Raw genomic sequence first — 20,799 nt, 5'->3', positions numbered from 1 at the left:
ACAAAATCGGCCTACGCGGGTACCAACCAGCCAAGCTGGTCAGCGTAGGCCGATTTTGTTGGTATAGCAGCGGTTTCAACCGCCATGGACTGAATCGGTTTACTAAAGACAGCCTTGCTCCAATCGGCGTTTGGCGTCTTGCTCAAACCAACCCACCACTTGAGGAATGGTCAAGGAGTCCAGCATTACGCCGGTATCGTGCGAAATCTGCTGCAATTGCTTCAGGGAAGACAACACGATTTGGGTGAAGAAATTCTGGAACGAGGCATCACTGCCAATCACTTGCCGTAACGTTGCATCTTCAGCAATCCATTCAGCAATCTGCTGATCGGTGACGGCTCCTACGGGCAGATTCTCCACCTCGGCAATTTGCTTGAGCACCCGCAGTGAGTAGAGGGCTACTCGCGCCAAAAATTTATCCTGAGCTGTCAGCAAGGCTTTATCGACCTCGGCCACCTCTTCAAACGTGAGAAATTCCGGCAGTTGAGAGTCTGACATTATTACTTTAGATAATCAAATAGTTTCCAGTTCGGCAACAGTTCGTTCGTTCTTGACATTTCCAGTATTTAACACCGACGCTGGCTCAAATAACAGCACAGACACTTCTGACTCCGCCACGGGGCGATGCTCCACGCCTCTTGGCACAATGATGAACTCGCCTTCGTGGAGTTCCACTGTCTGATCACGGAACTCCATGCGAAACTGACCATTAACCACTAAAAACAGTTCATCTTCGTGGTCGTGCTGGTGCCAGACAAATTCACCTTGAAATTTGACCAGCCTCACTTGCTGCCCGTTCAATTCGCCGACTACACGCGGATGCCAGTAGTCGTGAAACAGCGCCAGCTTTTCCGCTAAGTTCACCTTTTCCATTGGGATCACCGCCTCGTTTTTTTCGCTAGCTCGTAGGGGTATTGATCGATCACAAAATCGCGCATGTAGCTTCCCTTTGAATCAGCGGCCAGAAGCTGCTTGTATATCTTGGGCGGCACCTTGAAATAGCGATAGGTCTTGCCACTATTGAAGATCACTAGCAGCGTCTTGGTTTCGGCATCATAGCCGAATGCTTGAATCATGCTGGACTCAACGGTGTGGAGTTTCATAATGCCTCCTGAAGGCTGAAGACAAAAGATTCGGACTCCTGAGTCTAGAGATATGGGATTTTAGCCATTGTTAAAGTAAACGCCAATCTAGCTTCTGGAATTTAATCAGCATTAAATTAAATTAAATTGTATTCGTCCGAGCAGGGCTAGCTCACACAGAGTATGAAAAGCAGAGTATGAAAAGGAGAGTTACAGTTCAGGAAAAGATTAATATTACATCAGTGCTTTACATCAGTACTCTCAAGCTGCGAGACTCGGTTCTGGCAAGGGTTCTCCAGTCGCTTTGTAAGCTAAGACTAATGCCTCTAGAGCTTCAATACCATTAGCAACGGCTGATTCGTAAGTATCTCCATGCGTGCGCCAACGCTGCCCTGGAAAATCAGGAAGTCCAACTAGAAAACAAGCATCTTCATCAGACCATTGGATTACCATTTGATACTTATATTTGTTCATCGCCTTGACTCCGCTTAACTTGTTTGATTGCCTGCTCTACTGCTTGCTCCTGGTATCGTTTCGCATCTGCTCCGTCTTTTCCAGAAATCGTTAACTTTCCGGCATAAAGGGATGAATCCAGTTCGTGTGACTTCCCTTTCCTGTTTAACTCTCGAATCTTTTTAGGCATGACAAATTGCCTGTTAGACAACCGACTTAGACAATCGACGATCTCAATGTACCGACCAAGTGAAGTGTTTGCGCCCTTTGAGTTTTTTAACATTATTCTTAGCCTCTGCCACCACTGCTATCCAATTTCTTTTGAGGATTTCTTCCCTTGCTCTCAGAGCTGCGGCTGCTTGAGGAAATGGAGCAGATGCAGAATAAAATCAGCAAAGAATCAAGCTTGACTTACAACAATAAATCTCTTAAGCAGCAATAATTTTAACTTTTTACCGGAATATTTCCAGTTATTTTCTAGCAAATCAGTGATACATTAACCGTAAATCTTCCCCTTGAGTAGGTGTGAAATTTTGCGGTTAAAGCGTCAAGGTAGATTATGCTTCACTCCCGATGATCTACCGCAACAAATGAAACCTAGACAGTTTTGTCGTCTCTGGTTCAATGCCACCGAGGAAGACGAACGAGCCAGAGGCTATCGCAAACAGTGCGTCAAGCTTCTTGCGCGTGTGATTGGCTTGGAAGAAGACACCGTAGAGCGTTGGGGATCTGGAATCGAGTTTCCAGGAATGCCTGCTCAATACGAAAACACCCTCAGCTACGCTATGACAATCAAGCGGATGCTGGAAGAGGGCGGCAAGGCTCAACGCGATATTTTTTTGGAAGTACTCAAGCAACTTGAAAATTCATAAAACTTATTGCAGGTGAAAGCCAATCGATCATTACCGGAGAGATTCCAGTAAAACTATTGACTCCAATCCTACAAATTTCCTATTGTTCAGAGCAGTCCTAACGCTTCACAGAATTCAACTGCTATGAACACCTCCCATCGCCCCTGGGTCATCGTCGCTATTTTTCCCGATCACAAACCTAAAGAACTTGGCCGCACCTACCATCGAGCCGACGCAGAGGCCCATGTGCGGTTTCTTCAGCGCTATGTCAAGCAAGGCGCCTTCTATGTCATGTTTGATCCAGAAAACTCTGAACCCGTTCAAACCGGACCCAGCGAGTTCACTAGTTCTGCCAAAACTCCTGAGTCAGCAACATCTCAACTTCGCGGCTAAACGGCCAATCATCAGGAAACTCAACGGCAGGATAATCCTTGCGAACTTGACGCAGGGCATAGGTCCAAACTTCATCAAACTCAGCCGCGAGATAGCGCTTTAGACTAGGAGACTGCTCCAGCAGCAGAACTAACTCTCGACGCTGCTCATCGATTGTGTTGCCCCAGCCGCGATGGTCTTCTGGGAAAGCAATGTAACAGCGTTTCAGTACGTGGATCAGCAAAACCCCAAGTCGGCTTTTTAATTCTCGCCGCTGCGACTTGCCCAAGTCTTCTATCTCCTCGATCAAGTGATTCCAGTCTAGATTGTTAACATCGCGTGCTTTCAGACAGGCAACAGTCGCCTCAATCCAGGCGGCAAAGTCTTGATCGTAGAGCGCTTGCAGCGATGCTTGAGTCGAGGTCATAGTCACAAAATGCGGCTTGCAACTTCAAGAAACCAGCCGTTACGCCTATTGTAAGGTAGAGCTTATAGGCTGATTCCATCGATGGAGAGCGTCTAGCCATGATCACTGATTCTTCTGACCATAGGACGGTGCCAAGCTCCGATCTCCCCCTAAAGCGTTGGAGCGTGGACAAGTACCATCACCTGATCGCGGCTGGGATTCTGACTTCAGACGATCATGTTGAACTGCTTGATGGGCAAATTGTCGAAATGGTCCCGCAAGATCCGCCTCATGCCTCTGCCACCGATGAAGGGGCAGACTATCTCAAAGCACTGTTCGCAGGACGAGCCAAGATACGGATGCAGCTTCCGATCACCCTTTCGTCTAGTTCTGAACCGGAACCTGACATTGCCGTGGTTCGCATCGACCCAAACCGTTACCGCGACCGGCATCCCACACCTGAAGATGTGTTTTTGCTGATCGAAATTGCCGACACGACGCTGAGCCACGACTGCCACCATAAGGCCAAACTCTACGCCAAGGCTGGCATTTTGGAATACTGGGTTGTCAATCTCAACCAGCGACAGATCATCGTCTACCGTCATCCTCAAGGCGATACTTATCAATCCGAGCAAACTCTTGAAGCCACCGATACCATCGCACCGCTGGCGTTTCCCGAAATTACTGTAGCTCTCAAAAATTTGCTATTCTAGCTCCACACCATCCTCGCGAACAGCTTAAGCAAACCAGCGTAATAGGTACAATTAAAGCAGTTAGAGCAACAGTTCTAGTTGAGATCCTGTTTTCTTTATTCAGGAAGAATTATCGTGAGTTTTGTTCTGGAACGTGAAGCCCCGCCGCTGAGAATTGATGAGTCAGGGGCAATTCGAGTTGGTACCTCAAGGGTTCTACTTGAGTTGGTCATCCGAGCATTTCAGGATGGTGCATCTCCAGAATCTATTGTGCAGCGATACCCAACACTTTCGCTATCTGATGTTTACACCACGATTGGATACTATCTTCGCCACCAGCAGGAAATAGAATCTTACTTGAACGAGCGCGAGCAGTTAGCAGACTCTGTTCGCCAACGACTATCAGAACTTCAGCCAGACCTGAGTTTAATTCGCTCAAGACTCTTAGGGCAACAAAGGCTTTGAGTCTTGTTGAGTCTTGTTATGTTAAGGTTACTGAGCGATGAAAACTTTAACGGCGATATTGTTCGAGGACTATTTCTTCGTCAACCCAATCTTGATTTGTTGCGCGTTCAGGATGTTGGCTTGCAGGAAGTAGACGACCCAACAATTCTAGATTGGGCGGCACACAATGGACGAATTGTCTTAACTCATGATCGTGCAACAATGCCGAATTTTGCTTATGAACGCTTGTTGCAGGGACAACAAATGGCTGGATTATTCGTGATTAATGATCGGATGCCAATTAGACAGGCAATTGATGAATTAATGCTAATTATTGATTGTAGTCAGCAAGAGGAATGGAAAGGGCTTGTACTGTTTCTACCCTTATAAATAAAGGAGGTAGGCGAATTTGAACTATGGTTGCCGAATCTCTATTTGACTTGCCTCTGAAGCGTTGGAGCGTTGAGGAGTACCATCGCCTGATTGCGGCTGGCATTCTCACTTCAGACGATCATGTTGAACTGCTCGATGGGCAAATTGTCGAAATGGTCCCGCAAGATCCGCCTCATGCTTCCAATACGTCCTCGTTCGGCAATGAATTCGTTTTGTTGTTTGCAGGCAAAGCCTGGATCAGAACCCAACTGCCGCTGACAATCGCGCCCGATTCGGAACCAGAACCCGACATTGCCGTGGTTCGCATCGACCCAAACCGCTACCGCGATCGGCATCCCACGCCTGAAGATGTGTTTTTGCCGATCGAAATTGCCGACCCAACGCTAAATCAAGATCGTAATCGTAAGGCCAAAATTTACGCCCAAGCAGGTATTCTCGAATACTGGGTTGTCAATCTGAAGCAGCAGCAGGTAATTGTCTATCGCCACCCTCAAGGCGACAGCTACCAATCCGAGCAAATTTTAGAAGCGACAGAGGCCATCGCGCCGCTAGCGTTTCCCGAAGTCAGGATTGAGCTACAAACGATTTTGCTCTGAATTCTGCTAGAGCTAGTGCTGTTCAACCGACAGCAAACTCGGTATACTGCCGCAAAGCAGGCGAATGATAAGCCAGCACAATGTCTTGCTTCGGAACGCCTAACGCTACCAAATCATCTGCAATCGCGTCCTCGGTACCGTCATACTGCACCCAAATTTTGCCATCAATAATATCGAGATGCAGCACACAGCCGTAAATGCGTGTATTGTTGTCTTTCCAACCGACATGTACCAACTGATAGTGATCGCGCTCAGTATCAAAAATCGGTTGGGAGACAACCGGATCATCTGGTGCCCGCAGTTTGGCTCGTTGAATCAGAAGCTGTTGAATGAGCTGACGATATTGAGCTACTTTATCCATTGGGTAATCTCTCTTAGGGGGTCGAAGATTAGCAGGAATCACGCATTCTCCTGCACCAGATAGCCACAGCGATGTTCGCCATTCACCAACCAGTGGGTGCGCTCGACCTGACATTGCAGCGCTAGGGCAAACATTTCCAGTTCATTGCCACAGACACTGGGAAAGGTTTCGGCAATTTGGGAGATGGCGCAGTTGTACTCGGTGATGATGTAGCTGGAGGCACCCTCTTGAGGATTGGGGTCTACCGGATGCCACTCGGCCATATAACCTTCGGCCTGACGCAGTTCTACAAGTTTGGCGACCCGCTCTTGCAAGGAACCCGCACCAATTTTCTGGCGATACTCGTAGGCTTTGCGCTGCCACTGCATGCGTAGGATGTCTCGCACCTGATCTTTGCCGACGGTTTCAGCCAGCGTATCCAACAGCGACAGGGCAAAGGTATCATAGTGGGCTGGCAGTCGTTCGCGTCCTTTCTGGCTCAGCTCATAGGTATGCTGCGGTCGCCCCATGCCCGCCTGCACAACCTGATGTTGAATCAAACCTTCTTCTTCTAGATCCTTAAGGTGCCGCCGAACAGCCTGAGGGCTGATATCAAAGTGCTCGGCCAACTCCTGAGCAGTGGCATGCCCCTGCTTGAGCAGAAAGTTGAGGATATCGTCTTTAGTGGAAGGATTTTGAGTAGCTGTCATCGTCATTCACGAGGCGGTCGTGGGCGACTGGCGGATACAAGATAAAACAAAGCCTTTACAAAACTTTAAGCCAAAAAAACCGAACCAGAAAAGTCTAAAATTGACTTTGACAACCTTTTTGTTGCTAAAGTACTTTACAATGGACTAAAGCAACAAGTAAGTTGTTTTAATTATACGAGCTATTTGGTCCTCCTGTCGCCGATTCTCATGAACACATCAACTCAAACGACTCAAGCAACCGATAAAAACCTAGAAGCAATGCGGAACTTCTCCGAGCAGTACGCCAAGCGGACAGGAACCTTTTTTTGTGTTGATCCTGGCGTGACCGCTGTCGTGATCGAAGGTTTGGCTAAGCACAAGGACGAGCTAGGTGCGCCGCTTTGCCCCTGCCGTCATTACGAAGACAAAAAAGCCGAAGCTGAAGCTGCTTACTGGAATTGCCCTTGTGTACCGATGCGCGAGCGCAAAGAGTGTCACTGCATGTTGTTCCTGACGCCCGACAACGACTTTGCTGGAGACAAACAGGAAATCTCCATCGAACAAATCCGCGCCGTTACCAACCAGTACTAGAAATCAGGTTTGAGTTTTGAGTTTTGAGTTAGTAGACCGAGCTACATCAACGCCAAACTCAAAATTTAGAATTCAAAACTTAAAACTCAAAACTTAAAACTTAGAACTTTACTCCCCCTTGCTGAGACGCTGAGAGAACGCTATGTCAACCACGGTCAACACCCTTGTTAACCAACCCTATAAGTACGGCTTCGTCACTCAGATCGAGTCCGACACCATTCCTGCCGGTCTGAACGAGGATGTAATTCGGCTGATTTCGGCCAAAAAGAACGAGCCGGAATTTATGCTGGAGTTTCGTCTCAAAGCCTATCGGCAGTGGCTGAAGATGGAAGAACCTCGATGGGCCGAAGTCGGCTATCCGCCAATCGACTACCAAAACATCGTCTATTACTCAGCACCCAAGCTGCAAGAGAAGAAGAAAAGCCTCGACGAAGTCGATCCAACCCTGCTGGAAACCTTCGAGAAGCTGGGGATTTCCCTCTCGGAGCAAAAGCGATTGTCGAACGTGGCGGTAGATGCGATTTTTGACAGCGTTTCGATTGCCACTACGTTCAAGGAAAAACTGGCCGAGCATGGCGTCATCTTCTGTTCGATCTCGGAGGCGCTGCAAGAGCATCCGGAGCTGGTGCAGAAGTATCTGGGAAGCGTGGTGCCCGTGGCCGACAACTACTTCGCGGCGCTCAACTCAGCGGTGTTCAGCGATGGCTCGTTTGTCTATATCCCCAAGGGCGTCAAGTGCCCGATGGAGCTATCTACCTACTTCCGGATTAACAACGGCGAGTCGGGTCAGTTTGAGCGGACGCTGATTGTGGCCGAAGAAGGCAGCTATGTCAGCTATCTGGAAGGCTGCACAGCTCCCATGTACGACACAAATCAGCTGCATGCGGCTGTAGTTGAACTCGTAGCGCTGGACAATGCCGAGATCAAATATTCCACCGTGCAGAACTGGTACGCGGGCGATGCCGAAGGTAAGGGCGGCATCTACAACTTTGTCACCAAGCGCGGCTTGTGTCAGGGTGTTAACTCAAAAATCTCCTGGACGCAGGTCGAGACGGGTTCGGCGATTACCTGGAAATATCCGAGCTGTGTGCTGGTGGGCGACAATTCGGTGGGTGAATTCTACTCGGTGGCGCTGACCAACAACCGGCAGCAGGCCGACACCGGCACCAAGATGGTCCACATCGGCAAGAACACCCGCAGCACGATTGTGTCTAAAGGCATCTCGGCAGGCCATTCCGAAAACAGCTATCGCGGCTTGGTCAAGATTGGGCCAAAGGCGGAAGGCGCGCGCAACTATTCCCAGTGCGACTCAATGCTAATTGGCGACAATGCAGGCGCGAATACCTTCCCCTACATTCAGGTGCAAAATAACAGCGCCAAGGTGGAACATGAAGCGTCTACGTCCAAAATTGGCGAAGACCAGCTCTTTTACTTTGCTCAGCGCGGCATTTCCATGGAAGATGCGATCGCCATGATGATCAGCGGCTTTTGTCGGGATGTGTTCAACCAACTGCCGATGGAGTTTGCCGTTGAAGCCGACAAGCTGCTGGCGCTCAAGTTAGAGGGTTCAGTCGGATAATGGTTCAACTTCTTCAAGCACAGGCAGTCACCTTACGGGACTTAATTGATAACTTTGGCTTGGCAGAGGTCCAAAGTAGGTCGTTTTTTGCGGAATGGCAGCAAAACCTACCCGAACTGACCGAGTTTGAAATTCAGTACCTCGATAAGGTGAAAGCGGGTTACTTAAATCTGCGAGACGCTTTGCCTGTGCTTGAGAGACCTGTCCAAATGGTGATTGTTGCTCCCTTGCTGTTCTTAGCAGACTTTTACTTGCCGCCTTTTCAAGTTAAAACTGAACGCTCTATCGAAATTTCAGAGCAAGATGAAGGCATTGTCATTCGAGGCACACTCGATATTGTTATTTTGAAGAACAACTTTTGGTTGCTGATAATCGAATCTAAGCGATTGTCCTTTTCATTTTCATTAGAGGTAGGGTTAGCCCAACTCCTGTCCTATATGATCGCAAGCTTTCAGCCAGAGCGCCCTAGTTACGGTCTTTTAACCAATGGCGGTGATTTTATGTTTGTTAAATTGATCCGAGGCGAAACCTGGCAGTATGCCACCTCAGACCAGTTTGCAACCAGGAATCAAACGAATAGTTTGTATGATGCATTCAGAATTCTGAAGCGAATCGGACAGTTATAGAAATCAATTATGCTCTAGTCAAAATTTGGATCAGGAATAGGGAACGCAGTTTGAGAGGTCGTTTGAGAGGTTAAGCACGTGATTACTGAAACCAGCGAGACAATTCTATCGGTCAAGGATCTGACCGCCAATGTAGACAATACGCCGATTCTGAAAGGCATGAACCTGGAGATTAAGGCGGGTGAAATTCACGCCATTATGGGACCGAACGGCTCCGGCAAAAGCACATTCTCGAAAGTACTGGCCGGTCATCCCGACTATGAGGTCACGGGCGGCGAAGTCACCTATCTGGGTCAAAATCTGCTAGAGCTAGATCCAGAAGAGCGGGCGCGGTCTGGTGTATTTCTCGCCTTTCAGTATCCGTTAGAAATTCCCGGTGTCAGCAATCTCGATTTTCTGCGGGTGGCCTACAACTCGAAGCGCAAGCATGCCGGACTCGAAGAACTTGATGCCTTCGACTTTGATGATTTAGTAGAACAAAAGCTGGAAATCGTCAAAATGGACGCCAGTTTCTTGAACCGCAGCGTCAACGAAGGCTTTTCGGGTGGTGAGAAAAAGCGCAACGAGATTCTGCAAATGGCCGTACTAGAGCCAAAACTCGCCATCCTAGATGAAACCGACTCGGGTCTCGATATCGACGCGCTGCGAATCGTGGCAAACGGCGTCAACCAACTCTCGACGCCAGACAACGCCATGCTGATCATCACCCACTATCAGCGGCTACTGGAATATATCGTGCCGGATTATGTGCATGTGATGGCCAACGGACGCATCATCCGTACTGGCGGCAAGGAGTTGGCTTTGGAGCTAGAAGAACGCGGCTACGACTGGGTGCTAGAAGCGGAGGCAGTGGCATCATGAGTATCCAGGTTTCTCCCGCCAATTTAGAATTCAGCAAGCCCGTATCGAGTGCAGCGCAGGCACGGGCCACCTATTTGACCAAGCTGCTCGATCTGGCCCAATCGACTGTCACCGAAACTTCAGAACTGCAAGCCTTGCGGGACCATGCCGCCTTGCGGGTGCAAGAGCAAACCTTTCCTTCGACGCGGGATGAAGAGTGGCGGTTCACAGATTTATCCGATTTGCTCGCGGTTGAGCTAGCGGCAGCCGAGCGCAGTGCAGTTACCCCTGACGCGATTGCCCGATTCGTGCTGCCCGACACAGCTCGCCTCGTGTTCGTGAACGGCTTCTATGCCCCAGAGTTATCCGATCTCGGTGCGCTTCCAGCCAGACTGACGGTCGGCAATTTGTCCAGCGCTTCTGACCAGCAGCTTCAAACCTACCTGGGGCAGCAGTCCGGTGCGGAGGAAGTGTTTACCGCCCTCAACACGGCTGGACTCAGCGATGCTGGCTTCGTGTTTGCGGCCAAAAATCTGGTCGTAGACCGCCCGATTCACTTGCTGTTTGTCTCTACCGCCAGTCAACCAGTCCTGATCCAGCCCCGCTGCTTGGTGGTCGCCGAACCGAACAGCAGCCTGACCGTGATCGAAGACCACATCAGCTTGGGCGAATCGGTTTACTTCACCAACTCAGTGGCAGAAATCTGGCTGGCCGATAACGCGCAGATCACCCACACCCGGATCCAGCGCGATAGTCAATCGGCATTTCATATCGGTAAAACCGCCGTTTCCCAAGCTCGCAGTTCCCGCTACATCGGTACTGCCGTCAGTTTCGGTGCTCGGCTCTCCCGCCACAATCTCAACATTTACCAGACCGGCGAACAAACCGAGACGGTCCTGAACGGCCTCACCGTTCTCAAGGGCGAACAGGTTGGCGACACCCACAGTTCCATCGCCCTCAGCAAGCCCTACGGCACCAGTCGCCAGGTGCACAAATGCATCATCGACGATAGAGCACATGGCATCTTTAACGGTAAGGTGTTTGTGCCCAAAGCTGCCCAACTCACCGATGCTGGCCAGCTTAACCGCACCCTGCTGCTCTCGCCTAAAGCCAGAGTAGACACCAAACCCCAGCTCGAAATTGTAGCCGATAATGTCAAATGCACCCACGGTGCCACCGTCGGCCAACTCGAAACCGATGAGCTATTCTACCTCCAGAGTCGCGGTATCGACGCCAGCAGCGCCCGCAAACTGCTCGTCTATGCCTTCGCCTACGAAATTCTCAGCCAAATTCCCCTAGAATCCCTCCGCCAAACCCTCACCTCCCAGCTTTAACTCAAAACTCAAAACTCAAAACTCAAAACTCAAAACTCAAAACTCAAAACTCCCAAGTCTCCCCGCTGTTGCCATGACCTTCACTCAAGAAAGAACACTCGCTGCTCAAGTCCGTGCTGATTTCCCCATTCTGGATCAGCAAGTATATGGTAAGCCCCTGATCTACCTCGACAATGCCGCTACCTCACAAAAACCAACGGCAGTGCTAGAAGCGTTGCAGGACTATTACCAGGGCTATAACTCCAACGTCCACCGAGGCGTTCATGCCCTCAGCGCTTTAGCCACCGACGCCTACGAAGCGGCCCGCGACAAGGTGGCTGCGTTCATCAATGCCGCTAGCCGCAATGAAATTGTTTTTACCCGCAATGCTAGCGAGGCAATTAACCTGGTGGCCTACAGTTGGGGCATGAACACGCTGATGCCCGGAGACGAAATTATCCTGACGGTGATGGAGCACCACAGCAATTTGGTGCCCTGGCAACTCGTGTCTCAGCGGACCGGAGCCGTGCTCAAGTTTGTGGAGCTAACTGACACCCAGGAGTTTGACCTAGAGCAGTTCAAGTCGCTCATCAGCGACAAAACCAAGCTAGTCGCGACGGTTCACGTCTCGAATACCCTGGGCTGCATCAACCCGGTGCAAGAAATTGCCGCCATCGCCCATCGCCACGGGGCCAGAGTGTTGCTGGATGCCTGCCAGAGCGTTCCCCATCTACCCGTCGATGTGCAGGCGCTGGACTGTGACTGGTTAGTCGCTTCCGGACATAAAATGTGCGCTCCGACCGGCATTGGGTTCCTCTACGGCAAACTAGAGCTGCTGAGATCGATGCCTCCCTTCCTGGGCGGCGGTGAAATGATCGCCGATGTATATCTCGATCACTCGACCTATGCCGATTTGCCCCACAAATTTGAGGCCGGTACCCCTGCCATTGGAGAAGCGATTGCCCTGGGTGCAGCCGTGGATTACCTCACCCGCATTGGCATGGACAAAATTCACGCCTATGAGCAGGAGCTGACGCTTTACCTGTTCGAGAAGCTGATGCAGATTCCAGAGGTTCAGCTTTATGGCCCCAAACCCAACGCCGACGCCAGTAACCGCGCCGCTCTAGCCGCCTTTACTACAGGTGCCGTCCATCCGAATGATCTGTCCACCCTGCTGGACCAGGAAGGCATTGCCATCCGCACTGGGCACCACTGCACTCAACCTCTACACCGCTACTTGGGTGTTTCCGCCACCGCCAGAGCCAGCCTCTACTTCTACAACACGCGGGAAGAGATCGACGCCTTTATCGTGGCCTTGAAGGAAACCCTCGATTTCTTTGGGGGCATGCTGAATTAAAGGTTGCTGTTGCGGCAGTTTACCTGCCATACGGGCAAGATGCCCACACTCTATAACTTCACAACTATAAGAGGGGATCTCCGTTAAGCGGATCCCCTCTTTAAGGCATTCAAGGCTGCCCTATACATGAATCAGATCTTTGGCTCCTGTTCAAAGTCTTTCTGCCCCCTAAATCCCCCAATTTGGGGGACTTTGAGCAATTTGATTCTACTAGCGTTGGCCAGGAAACTTTGAACGACTGATAAGCCCTGATACTTTGAGTCTCTGAGTCTTTGAGTCTCTGAGTCTTTGAGTTTTTGCACGGAGTCTTCGCACCCAGCCTGTCTATCTGTCCTCCCACCCGCAACTGAATAAGAACGGTATAAGAACGGTTCGGAAGCCCCCAGTGATGCGTCCTGGGACATGCTTCGCGAAGGGGGATTTAGAGGGCCAAGAATCCCAAATGTTTGGCAAAGTTTGGCAAAATAGTATCTATGTACTATCCTTAAAGCTATTCCTTGGGGAGCAGTGCCATAATTTGGTCAACGAACTGCTGATGATCGACAACCGGCTTGGAAATGTAATCATCAGCCCCGCTTTGCTGTAGGAAGTTTTCCCGATCACCCTCCATGGCGTGAGCCGTCACCAGAATAATCGGTAAGCTGGAGGTCTGCGGATCGGCCTTCAGCATCTGGGTAATTTTAATTCCGTCTACGGGTTTGCCCTGGTAGATGCTATGAGAGAGGGAAACATCCATTAAGATAATATCCGCCTCACGGGCCTGAGCAATTTTCATCACCTCGTCCACGTTCTCGGTATGCTTAACTTCCAACCCACCCCGTTTTGTCAGAATCTTGGAGAAGACCCGCGCGTTGATCAAGTCATCTTCAACAATCAGAACCGTTTTCATAACATCTATACCCTACCTACCTAATCTCATAATCTCAGGATGGACACGGTTTATCTCTTTTGATGCTAGGTAATTTAGTAATACTGTGAAATTACTGTGAAATGTATTTGGCGTCCTCCGCTTGTGATATCACGCTAGGACATCCTGTCCGGAATGACAACCCCTAACCCCTGAAAACTCTGCGTCAAGTAACGAAAAAGGAACGGAACTCATGGCTGATCAGTTGAGCATTCTTTCGCCGGGGCAAGTGATTCCCACCGCCCTCCATGCCGAAGTGCAGCGGTCTTATCTGGAATATGCCATGAGTGTAATCGTGGGACGGGCACTACCGGATGTGCGCGATGGCCTTAAGCCGGTGCATCGTCGCATTCTGTACGCCATGCATGAGTTGGGCCTAACTCCAGACCGGCCTTATCGCAAATGCGCCCGCGTCGTCGGGGATGTGCTGGGTAAATACCATCCCCACGGCGATCAAGCCGTTTACGATGCCTTGGTGCGGATGGTGCAGGACTTTTCCAGCCGCTATCCGCTGCTGCAAGGGCACGGTAACTTTGGCTCCGTGGATGACGATCCGCCTGCCGCCATGCGCTACACCGAAACCCGGCTGGCCCCGATCGGCAACGAAGGCTTATTGACCGAAATTGGCGAAGCAACGGTTGATTTCATTGGCAACTTCGACAACTCGCAGCAGGAGCCAATTGTCCTCCCAGCCCAACTGCCGTTTTTGCTGCTGAATGGCTGCTCGGGGATTGCCGTCGGCATGGCGACCAATATTCCGCCCCACAACTTAAGTGAAGTGATCGATGGGTTAATTGCCCTGATCGACCGGCCCGATCTGCCTGATGATGAGTTGTTCAAGCTGATTCCGGCTCCCGACTTTCCCACCGGCGGCGAAATTGTTAGTACCAGCGGCATCCGGGAAGCCTACACCACAGGGCGGGGCAGCATCACCGTGCGGGGCGTCACGAAGCTAGAGGAAATCTACCTCGGTCGGGGACGGCATCGTCGCCTAGCGCTAGTCGTGACCGAATTGCCCTTTCAGGTCAACAAGGCAAGCTGGATTGAAAAAATAGCCGAACTGGTCAACCAGGGCCGCATCGAAGGGATTGCTGATATCCGCGATGAAAGCGACCGCGACGGCATGCGGGTGGTGATTGAACTGCGCCGCGAAGCCCAACCCGCCCTGATCCTCGACAAACTCTACAAGCTAACGCCACTGCAAATCAACTTTGGCGTAATCATGCTCGCTATCGCTGACGGCCAACCCCGGCAAATGCCTTTACGGGAGCTGTTGCAGCAGTTCCTCACCTTCCGAGAAGAAACCCTGACGCGGCAGTATAGCCACGAGCTGGAAAAAGCCGAGAGTCGCGCCCATGTGCTGGAAGGTTTACTAGACGCTCTAGAAGAACTGGATGCGATTATCGAAATTCTGCGTCGCTCACCCGATGGTGGTACCGCCAAAATCACGATGCAAGAGCAGTTTGGCTTCAGCGAACGCCAGTCCAGCGCTATTCTGTCGATGCCCCTCAGCCGCCTTACCGGATTGGAACGGCAAAAGCTGCAAGACGAATACGACACGCTGATTACCCGCATGGAGGAGCTACAGCGCCTGCTCGACAATCGCAAAGAGTTGCTCAAATCCCTGAAGAAAGACTTGCGCAGCCTCAAGAAAAAATTCGCCGATCCGCGTCGGACTCGCTTGCTGAGCCAGGAAGAACAGGCTGAGGAAACCGCCAAGCTGGCCGAAATTGTGGCCGAAGAAGCGGCGGAGCAGGAAGTGGTGCTGGAGTTCACCTACAAAGGCTATGTGCGCCGCTATTCCCCCAAAGCCTTCCAAAAGCGGCAAGAGCGAGCCGAGCAGGAGTCCGATAGCCAAGATTTTGTGATTCAGGTGGAAGAAGCCACCAGCGATCAGGAGCTGCTTGTGCTAACCCGCAGCGGCAAAGCCTTCACGATCAGCATTGGCGAGATTCCGCCAGTAACCGCCCGCCAGTCGAAGGGCACGCCGCTCGTCAGTCTGCTGCCCGCGGCCCTGCAAGGCGCACCAGAAACGATTGCCGCCCAGTTTATTCTGTCTGAGGAAACCGCCGAGCTGGATTTGATCATGCTGACGGCCCAAGCCCGGATCAAACGCCTGCCCTTGAGCGAATTCCAAAACCTGAGCGGACGCGGCCTGATTGCCCTGAAGCTGAAGGACGACGATGAACTGCGGTTTGCCAATTTGGCCGTCACCGACGAGCAGTTGCTGATCGCCACCTCGACCGGACGACTCCTGCGCTTGGCCGTCACCGACGAGAATGTGCCGGTAATGGGCCGAGCTGCCCAAGGTCAACAAGCCCTGCGCTTAACCAAACAGGAAAAACTGGTGAGCTGTGTGGTGCTGAATCCTGAAGATGAGCTGCTGATCGTCACCGCGCTCGGCTATGCCAAACGCATCAAGATTCGCAGCCTGCGACCCGGCCAGCGCGGCGATATGGGCACCTACGCAATGCAGTTCACGACTAAAACTGATCACCTAATCGGCGCAGCTCCAGCCCTCCCCGATTCAGCCGTCACCGTCCTAACCGATGAGGATCGGCTAGTGCGGATCGATGTCGAGCAGGTCAAGCTTTATGGCAAAGATGGTCCGGGCGACCGTGCTGTGAAGCTGCCCAAGAAGGAGAAACTAGTAGAGATTTGCAGCTTAGAAGTGCGTGAAGAAGCTGAAGATTAATCAGGAGAAATCCAGCCTGTTATTGCCGAATTGGCCCAGGGAACTCTAGCGTTACCACCTGAAAGTCGGCACTTTCCGATTTTTCTGTCGGTAGACAGGTTTTCTGTCCGCAGACAGTATCGCGATGACCTCTTGCAGTCGCTGCCTACGGTTACTGTAGGAGGTTTCCTCACCTTCTTTTGCAACATTCACATTTCAACATTCACATTTCAACATTCACAGGTAAGCACAATGACCGCAATTGCTTCTTCCGCTGCTCAGGCAGTGCCTGAGCGGTTTGGCTCACGATTCATGGGCAATCTGCCCTGCGGCAAGTCGGTGTAAGTTCTCTACGTAAGTTTTCTACAAAACTCTCCAAAAGCGCATTTCAAGTTATCTCTCAAACTATTGAAACGCAATACACAGGGGCATAAGTCTCTGTGTTTTTTATTTGTGTGTAGACAGATTGTTTGCCCCCTAAATCCCCAGTTTTGGGGGAATCTCGAACCATTTTGGCAAAACCTGTCTGTTGCTTGAAGTTTTTGCACACTGAAGCCAAACAGACCACGACTGTGAGAAGCCACACCTTCCGAACGATACGCCTGACAACTAACACCTGACTTGCAAGATAACGCTCCTGAAGCCGCTCACTTTCGTAATTGCCTGATCCGTGGCGTGCAGGTAAAGGAATTCTCCCTATTCTGACAGCCCGAATCGGTAAATCTACTTCATCCAATCGCCGTTTACATCAGACCACCAACAGAGGCCGAACTTTTACTTCCAAAGTTCAAAACAGAAGTTTTCTATTAAACTAAAGTTTATTGACTTCAAACTTGATTTTATTAAGTTTATGAGCTTAGATGAGATAGATTCAAAAGTGATTCAATACCTGATGAGCCAAGGACGGATCACCTGGTCTGAACTAGCGCAGCTATTAGAACTCTCTGCCCCCGCCGCCGCCGATCGCGTCCGACGCTTAGAAGAGCGTCAGGTAATTCAGGGCTACACCGCCCAGATCAACCCAGAAGCCGTAGGCTGCGAACTCACCGCCTTCATCGCAGTTGACCTAGAACATGCCCGCCATCGCGCCGCCTTTCTGCAAAAAATTCAGCAACTCCCAGAAGTACAGGAATGCCATCACGTCACCGGCGAAAACGACTACTGGCTCAAAGTCCGCTGTCGCAACACCAAAGACCTAGAACGCCTAATTAGCGACGAAATCAAAGGACTCTCCGGCATCCTCAAAACCCGCACCACCATCGTCCTCTCCACCGTCAAAGAAACCTCAAACCTACCCATCTACAAAACCCAAAGCTAAGAAACAAAAATCTCACCCCCCACCGCTCGGCTGATTTTTCTGGCCCCATGGGGGCAGTGCGCTCGCGTCGAAGCCCCTCACCGCTCGGCTGATTTTTCTGGCCCCATGGGGGCAGTGCGCTCGCGTCGAAGCCCCTCACCCTCTCACCCCTCACCCCTTCACCCATGCTCCCCTCCTTCCTGCGCGCCCTCATCATCGGTTTATCCATCGCCGCGCCCGTCGGACCGATTGGCATCCTGTGTATCCGCCGTGCCCTTGCTGAAGGCTGGCTGGTGGGACTAGTGACCGGACTAGGAGCCGCCACTGCCGACGCGATCTATGGGGCTATCGCCGGATTTGGACTGACGTTTATTTCTATGTTTTTAGTCAATCAGGCTGGTTGGCTGAGGCTAATCGGCGGGCTGTTTCTCTGCTACTTGGGGATTAAAACAATGCGGTCTAAACCCACAAAAGCAGCAGCCACTGTCGAACGCAGCGGTAAGGGGTTGTTCGCTGCCTACAGTTCCACCGTGTTTCTCACCCTCACCAATCCAGCGACAATCATCTCCTTTGTAGCCGTGTTTGCTGGGCTGGGATTAGCGACCAATCAAGCAGATTACGCTAGCGCTGCGGTGCTGGTGATGGGCGTGTTTTTGGGTTCAGCGCTTTGGTGGCTGATGTTGAGCAGTAGCGTCAGCCTGTTTCGCGCTCACTTCAACCCGAATCGCTTGAAATGGTTAAACAGAATTTCCGGTTTGATTTTGCTAGTCTTTGGCATAATTGCCCTCAGTCCAACTTGATTCAGTCCAACTTGATACTGTTCACCTGAACCATTCAATCAAGGCTACTAGGGCAGATTGCTGAGCATGATTACCACTGGAAAAGTCTTTACCTCCATCTGGTCCACTCTCCAAGCTCATAGCTGGAAAGCTAGCAGAAAACCGATCCTCAAATCTCGTTTCAACCGGCTTCTAACTCTGATCGGTAGTTTTGCGTTGGCCAGTTTGCTGGTGGTGTCCGCCAGTTGGTTCAGTCCTACGGTTCATGCCAGCGCTCCTTCTCCAGCATCTCCATCTCCATCTCCATCTCCCTCAACCTCACCGACCGGCTCGCTAGAAGAACTCCAGCAGCAGCAGCGCAAAATTGAAACCGAACGTTCGCATATCGATAACCAGAAGGATCGCATCCAGCATCAGGAAAAATCGGCCCAAAAGGAGCTAAGCAGTTTACAGAGCAGCATTAAGGCCACCGCTGCCGAAATCAGCAAAAACGAAAAGCGGCTTCAGCTCCAAAGCCAGCAGCTCAAACGCCTAGAACAGGAACTCACGCAGGCTGAAAAAACCTACAGCATCCAGCAGCGCGCCACAGTCGGACGATTGCGTTTCTTGCAGCAGCAGCGTGGTAGCTACGGCTGGGCCGTGTTGCTCCAAAGTAAGGACCTGAACGATTTTCTCGACCGCCGCTATCAACTGCGCCGCGTTTATGAAGCCGATCGCCAGATTCTCGCCAAATTAAAAGCCCAAACCGACAGCATCCACCAAAAACGCCAGCAGGTAGAGAGCCAGAAAAACGAGGTTGCCCTGCTGACTCAGCAACTTCTAGTGCAAAAACTGGACTACCAGCAGGAAGCCAAACAGCAACAGGCGCTAATCAACCGCCTGCGCCTAGACCGTAAAGCCCTAGAGGCCGCCGAAGAACAGCTCGCTAAAGATTCTCATAACATCGCCATTTTGATTCAGCAGCGGCTGGGCACATTCAATGCTGGGATTCCCTTCAAGCGCGGCAAAGGACTGTTGAGCTATCCCTGCGATGGCATTTTGACTAGCGGGTTTGGCTATCGCATCCATCCGATTCTGGGTTACGCCCGGTTCCATAGCGGTCTTGACTTTGGCGCTGACTATGGCACTCCAATTCGGGCTGCTATGCAGGGGAAGGTGCTGTTTGCGGGCTGGTACGGCGGCTATGGTCAGACCGTCGTGCTTGATCACGGCAATAATGTCACAACTCTATACGGGCATGCCAGTGAAGTTTATGTCTCAGAAGGGCAAGTGATTCAGCGGGGGACTCCGATCGCAGCGGTAGGTTCGACTGGCCTCTCGACGGGACCGCATTTGCATTTTGAAGTTCGCCTGGGAGGAGAGCCGGTGGATCCGGCGGAGTATTTGTGAGGGAGATGCGGCTCGTGAGCCTCGTTCGGCGAGGGGAGATGCTTAAGTCATATCAAATCCGGTTGATCAGCCAGAGTTCGCGTAGAGGCATTTCGGCGAAACGCCCGTACAACGCGGCATTTAAATTTAGGTAAATTTAGGGCGTTTAGTCGGATTTGAATCAGTCAATCTAATAATTGATTTGAACGATCTGTAGTGCAAGCGTCTCGGATCCTACACCTGCCCTTCTTGCAAGTCGTACTCGTTATGATTATGATATAGGAGTAGTTGACAAACGTTGGGTATGAGAGTTCAGGACATTCCAATTCGCGAAATTAATCGTCCGCTTTATCGGCAAAATGACCCCGAAAAGGTGAAGGCGCTGATGGAGTCGATTCAGCAGATTGGGCTACAGGAACCGATTGATGTACTAGAAGTAGATGGCAAGTATTACGGGTTTTCAGGCTGCCATCGCTATGAAGCTTGCACTCGCCTTGGGCATGAAACGATTCGCTGTAATGTGCGGCGTGCTCCCAAGTCAGTGCTGAAGATGCACTTAGCTTAATTAGTCCTAGTTAATTAGTTCTAGTTAATCAGTTCTAGCACTCGCTCAGTTCTAGCAAGAAGAACAGAAAACAAGAAAATAGAAACCGATGAAAAAGTAGAGATACATTCACGGCATCTCTACTATCAAGGTTGGTTTATTAAGTGGCTAGGGTCAAATGGCCAAACCTACTCGGAGCGCTTAGCTTTTAATCTCGTTTCCTATGTGTTTCTTAAACCCAAGAGAACTAGATAGCTAAACCTTTGGATCTTCTGCGTTGACTTCAGGAACCACATCCGGGCGCTGCTTATCTTCCCAACCCGGCGGACGCTTTGAGTTGTACCAGGCAATCGAACCAATGGTGACAGCGGCAATGAAACCAACGACGTAAACTGCTGTGAAGGCCCACGGGAAAGAAGAAGCTTCACCGGTTGCAACTTGCAGAAGTAGAGTCATGTTTAACCCAGCTCCCTTTACATTCTTTAATACTGTACTGCATTCACTCTACCGCATCTCTATTGCTCTCACCTCTCTCCTGATCGGTATTTGCTAGTTCAACCCTTATGTAGATGAATTCGTAACCGACCCTGTAAAGGAAACCTGTAG

27 protein-coding genes are annotated in these 20,799 nt (G+C 50.9%); 17 read left to right on the top strand and 10 right to left on the bottom strand.

Annotation, left to right across the window (positions count from 1 at the left end):
- Nucleotides 1–102: 102 nt before the first annotated feature.
- The 5 genes from HJG54_RS08845 to HJG54_RS08825 form a co-directional block, all read right to left on the bottom strand.
- A complete protein-coding gene (locus HJG54_RS08845; RefSeq protein ID WP_316434513.1) occupies nucleotides 103–498 on the bottom strand; it encodes a hypothetical protein in 396 nt (131 codons plus the stop codon).
- Between the two features lie 15 nt (nucleotides 499–513).
- The gene (locus tag HJG54_RS08840; RefSeq protein WP_316434512.1) at nucleotides 514–873 is read right to left on the bottom strand and encodes a cupin domain-containing protein; all 360 of its coding nucleotides are present in this window, start codon (nucleotides 871–873) and stop codon (nucleotides 514–516) included.
- 5 nt (nucleotides 874–878) lie between these two features.
- Complete coding sequence (locus HJG54_RS08835) at nucleotides 879–1,103, bottom strand: KTSC domain-containing protein (protein WP_316434511.1); 225 nt, start codon at nucleotides 1,101–1,103, stop codon at nucleotides 879–881.
- Nucleotides 1,104–1,343: 240 nt separating this feature from the next.
- Entirely contained in the window at nucleotides 1,344–1,556 is a 213-nt protein-coding gene (locus HJG54_RS08830) for a type II toxin-antitoxin system HicB family antitoxin (RefSeq protein WP_316434509.1), read from the bottom strand.
- Nucleotides 1,543–1,725 (bottom strand): hypothetical protein, encoded by a 183-nt coding sequence (locus HJG54_RS08825; RefSeq protein ID WP_316434507.1) that lies wholly within the window; start codon nucleotides 1,723–1,725, stop codon nucleotides 1,543–1,545. The genes HJG54_RS08830 and HJG54_RS08825 overlap by 14 nt, the downstream gene beginning before the upstream one ends.
- 400 nt (nucleotides 1,726–2,125) lie before the next feature.
- Between HJG54_RS08825 and HJG54_RS08820 the strand changes: the two genes are divergently transcribed.
- Together HJG54_RS08820 and HJG54_RS08815 are read left to right on the top strand one after the other, a co-directional pair.
- Entirely contained in the window at nucleotides 2,126–2,407 is a 282-nt protein-coding gene (locus tag HJG54_RS08820; protein ID WP_316434505.1) for a hypothetical protein, read from the top strand.
- Nucleotides 2,408–2,530: 123 nt separating this feature from the next.
- Nucleotides 2,531–2,779: a hypothetical protein gene (locus tag HJG54_RS08815; protein WP_316434504.1), complete on the top strand. Its 249-nt coding sequence runs from the start codon at nucleotides 2,531–2,533 to the stop codon at nucleotides 2,777–2,779.
- On the opposite strand, the gene HJG54_RS08810 is transcribed toward HJG54_RS08815, so the two are convergent.
- A complete protein-coding gene (locus tag HJG54_RS08810) occupies nucleotides 2,730–3,185 on the bottom strand; it encodes a DUF29 domain-containing protein (RefSeq protein ID WP_316434503.1) in 456 nt (151 codons plus the stop codon). The two genes, HJG54_RS08815 and HJG54_RS08810, sit on opposite strands and share 50 nt — an antisense overlap.
- Nucleotides 3,186–3,283: 98 nt before the next feature.
- Between HJG54_RS08810 and HJG54_RS08805 the strand changes: the two genes are divergently transcribed.
- The 4 genes from HJG54_RS08805 to HJG54_RS08790 all read left to right on the top strand — a co-directional run bounded on the left by HJG54_RS08805 (nucleotide 3,284) and on the right by HJG54_RS08790 (nucleotide 5,289).
- Complete coding sequence (locus HJG54_RS08805) at nucleotides 3,284–3,877, top strand: Uma2 family endonuclease (RefSeq protein WP_316434502.1); 594 nt, start codon at nucleotides 3,284–3,286, stop codon at nucleotides 3,875–3,877.
- Nucleotides 3,878–3,991: 114 nt separating this feature from the next.
- Nucleotides 3,992–4,321, top strand: coding sequence for a DUF433 domain-containing protein (locus tag HJG54_RS08800; RefSeq protein WP_316434501.1), 330 nt, complete (start codon nucleotides 3,992–3,994; stop codon nucleotides 4,319–4,321).
- 18 nt (nucleotides 4,322–4,339) lie between these two features.
- Nucleotides 4,340–4,690, top strand: coding sequence for a DUF5615 family PIN-like protein (locus HJG54_RS08795; RefSeq protein ID WP_316434500.1), 351 nt, complete (start codon nucleotides 4,340–4,342; stop codon nucleotides 4,688–4,690).
- Nucleotides 4,691–4,716: 26 nt separating this feature from the next.
- On the top strand, nucleotides 4,717–5,289 hold the full coding sequence (locus HJG54_RS08790; RefSeq protein WP_316434498.1) for a Uma2 family endonuclease: 573 nt from the start codon (nucleotides 4,717–4,719) through the stop codon (nucleotides 5,287–5,289).
- Nucleotides 5,290–5,311: 22 nt separating this feature from the next.
- Here HJG54_RS08790 and HJG54_RS08785 read toward each other — a convergent pair whose 3' ends face one another.
- The gene (locus HJG54_RS08785) at nucleotides 5,312–5,650 is read right to left on the bottom strand and encodes a XisI protein (RefSeq protein ID WP_316434496.1); all 339 of its coding nucleotides are present in this window, start codon (nucleotides 5,648–5,650) and stop codon (nucleotides 5,312–5,314) included.
- A 38-nt stretch (nucleotides 5,651–5,688) separates the two neighbouring features.
- A complete protein-coding gene (sufR, locus tag HJG54_RS08780; protein ID WP_316434495.1) occupies nucleotides 5,689–6,339 on the bottom strand; it encodes an iron-sulfur cluster biosynthesis transcriptional regulator SufR in 651 nt (216 codons plus the stop codon).
- A 207-nt stretch (nucleotides 6,340–6,546) separates the two neighbouring features.
- Here sufR and HJG54_RS08775 point away from each other — a divergent pair, with 207 nt between their 5' ends.
- The 6 genes from HJG54_RS08775 to HJG54_RS08750 all read left to right on the top strand — a co-directional run bounded on the left by HJG54_RS08775 (nucleotide 6,547) and on the right by HJG54_RS08750 (nucleotide 12,624).
- Nucleotides 6,547–6,909: a ferredoxin thioredoxin reductase catalytic beta subunit gene (locus HJG54_RS08775; protein WP_316434494.1), complete on the top strand. Its 363-nt coding sequence runs from the start codon at nucleotides 6,547–6,549 to the stop codon at nucleotides 6,907–6,909.
- Nucleotides 6,910–7,051: 142 nt separating this feature from the next.
- On the top strand, nucleotides 7,052–8,488 hold the full coding sequence (gene sufB, locus HJG54_RS08770) for a Fe-S cluster assembly protein SufB (RefSeq protein WP_316434492.1): 1,437 nt from the start codon (nucleotides 7,052–7,054) through the stop codon (nucleotides 8,486–8,488).
- Complete coding sequence (locus tag HJG54_RS08765) at nucleotides 8,488–9,114, top strand: restriction endonuclease subunit R (RefSeq protein WP_316434490.1); 627 nt, start codon at nucleotides 8,488–8,490, stop codon at nucleotides 9,112–9,114. Before sufB ends, HJG54_RS08765 begins: the two co-directional genes overlap by 1 nt.
- Before the next feature lie 78 nt (nucleotides 9,115–9,192).
- Nucleotides 9,193–9,975: a Fe-S cluster assembly ATPase SufC gene (gene sufC / locus HJG54_RS08760; protein ID WP_036003784.1), complete on the top strand. Its 783-nt coding sequence runs from the start codon at nucleotides 9,193–9,195 to the stop codon at nucleotides 9,973–9,975.
- Complete coding sequence (sufD, locus tag HJG54_RS08755) at nucleotides 9,972–11,288, top strand: Fe-S cluster assembly protein SufD (RefSeq protein WP_316434489.1); 1,317 nt, start codon at nucleotides 9,972–9,974, stop codon at nucleotides 11,286–11,288. The genes sufC and sufD overlap by 4 nt, the downstream gene beginning before the upstream one ends.
- Before the next feature lie 73 nt (nucleotides 11,289–11,361).
- Nucleotides 11,362–12,624 (top strand): cysteine desulfurase, encoded by a 1,263-nt coding sequence (locus HJG54_RS08750; RefSeq protein WP_316434488.1) that lies wholly within the window; start codon nucleotides 11,362–11,364, stop codon nucleotides 12,622–12,624.
- Nucleotides 12,625–13,114: 490 nt separating this feature from the next.
- Here the strand turns inward: HJG54_RS08750 and HJG54_RS08745 are convergent, their stop codons facing one another.
- A complete protein-coding gene (locus tag HJG54_RS08745; RefSeq protein ID WP_036003775.1) occupies nucleotides 13,115–13,513 on the bottom strand; it encodes a response regulator in 399 nt (132 codons plus the stop codon).
- A 211-nt stretch (nucleotides 13,514–13,724) separates the two neighbouring features.
- On the opposite strand from HJG54_RS08745, the gene gyrA reads away from it, so the two are divergent.
- The 5 genes from gyrA to HJG54_RS08720 all read left to right on the top strand — a co-directional run bounded on the left by gyrA (nucleotide 13,725) and on the right by HJG54_RS08720 (nucleotide 20,214).
- The gene (gene gyrA, locus HJG54_RS08740; RefSeq protein ID WP_316434487.1) at nucleotides 13,725–16,226 is read left to right on the top strand and encodes a DNA gyrase subunit A; all 2,502 of its coding nucleotides are present in this window, start codon (nucleotides 13,725–13,727) and stop codon (nucleotides 16,224–16,226) included.
- An 829-nt stretch (nucleotides 16,227–17,055) separates the two neighbouring features.
- Entirely contained in the window at nucleotides 17,056–17,523 is a 468-nt protein-coding gene (locus tag HJG54_RS08735; protein ID WP_316434486.1) for an Lrp/AsnC family transcriptional regulator, read from the top strand.
- 164 nt (nucleotides 17,524–17,687) lie between these two features.
- The gene (locus tag HJG54_RS08730; RefSeq protein WP_316434485.1) at nucleotides 17,688–18,302 is read left to right on the top strand and encodes a LysE family translocator; all 615 of its coding nucleotides are present in this window, start codon (nucleotides 17,688–17,690) and stop codon (nucleotides 18,300–18,302) included.
- 66 nt (nucleotides 18,303–18,368) lie between these two features.
- On the top strand, nucleotides 18,369–19,670 hold the full coding sequence (locus HJG54_RS08725; protein ID WP_316434484.1) for a murein hydrolase activator EnvC family protein: 1,302 nt from the start codon (nucleotides 18,369–18,371) through the stop codon (nucleotides 19,668–19,670).
- Between the two features lie 283 nt (nucleotides 19,671–19,953).
- Nucleotides 19,954–20,214, top strand: a complete 261-nt coding sequence (locus HJG54_RS08720; protein ID WP_036003757.1) for a ParB N-terminal domain-containing protein — start codon at nucleotides 19,954–19,956, stop codon at nucleotides 20,212–20,214.
- Between the two features lie 234 nt (nucleotides 20,215–20,448).
- Here HJG54_RS08720 and psb35 read toward each other — a convergent pair whose 3' ends face one another.
- Nucleotides 20,449–20,649, bottom strand: coding sequence for a photosystem II assembly protein Psb35 (psb35, locus tag HJG54_RS08715; protein ID WP_036003755.1), 201 nt, complete (start codon nucleotides 20,647–20,649; stop codon nucleotides 20,449–20,451).
- Nucleotides 20,650–20,799: the final 150 nt, after the last annotated feature.

The organism is Leptolyngbya sp. NK1-12 (genome assembly GCF_032598965.1).
Taxonomy (GTDB): Bacteria; Cyanobacteriota; Cyanobacteriia; order Elainellales; family Elainellaceae; genus Elainella.
The sequence above is the reverse complement of the archived record's forward strand: the minus strand, read 5'-3'. Positions and strand labels throughout refer to the sequence as shown.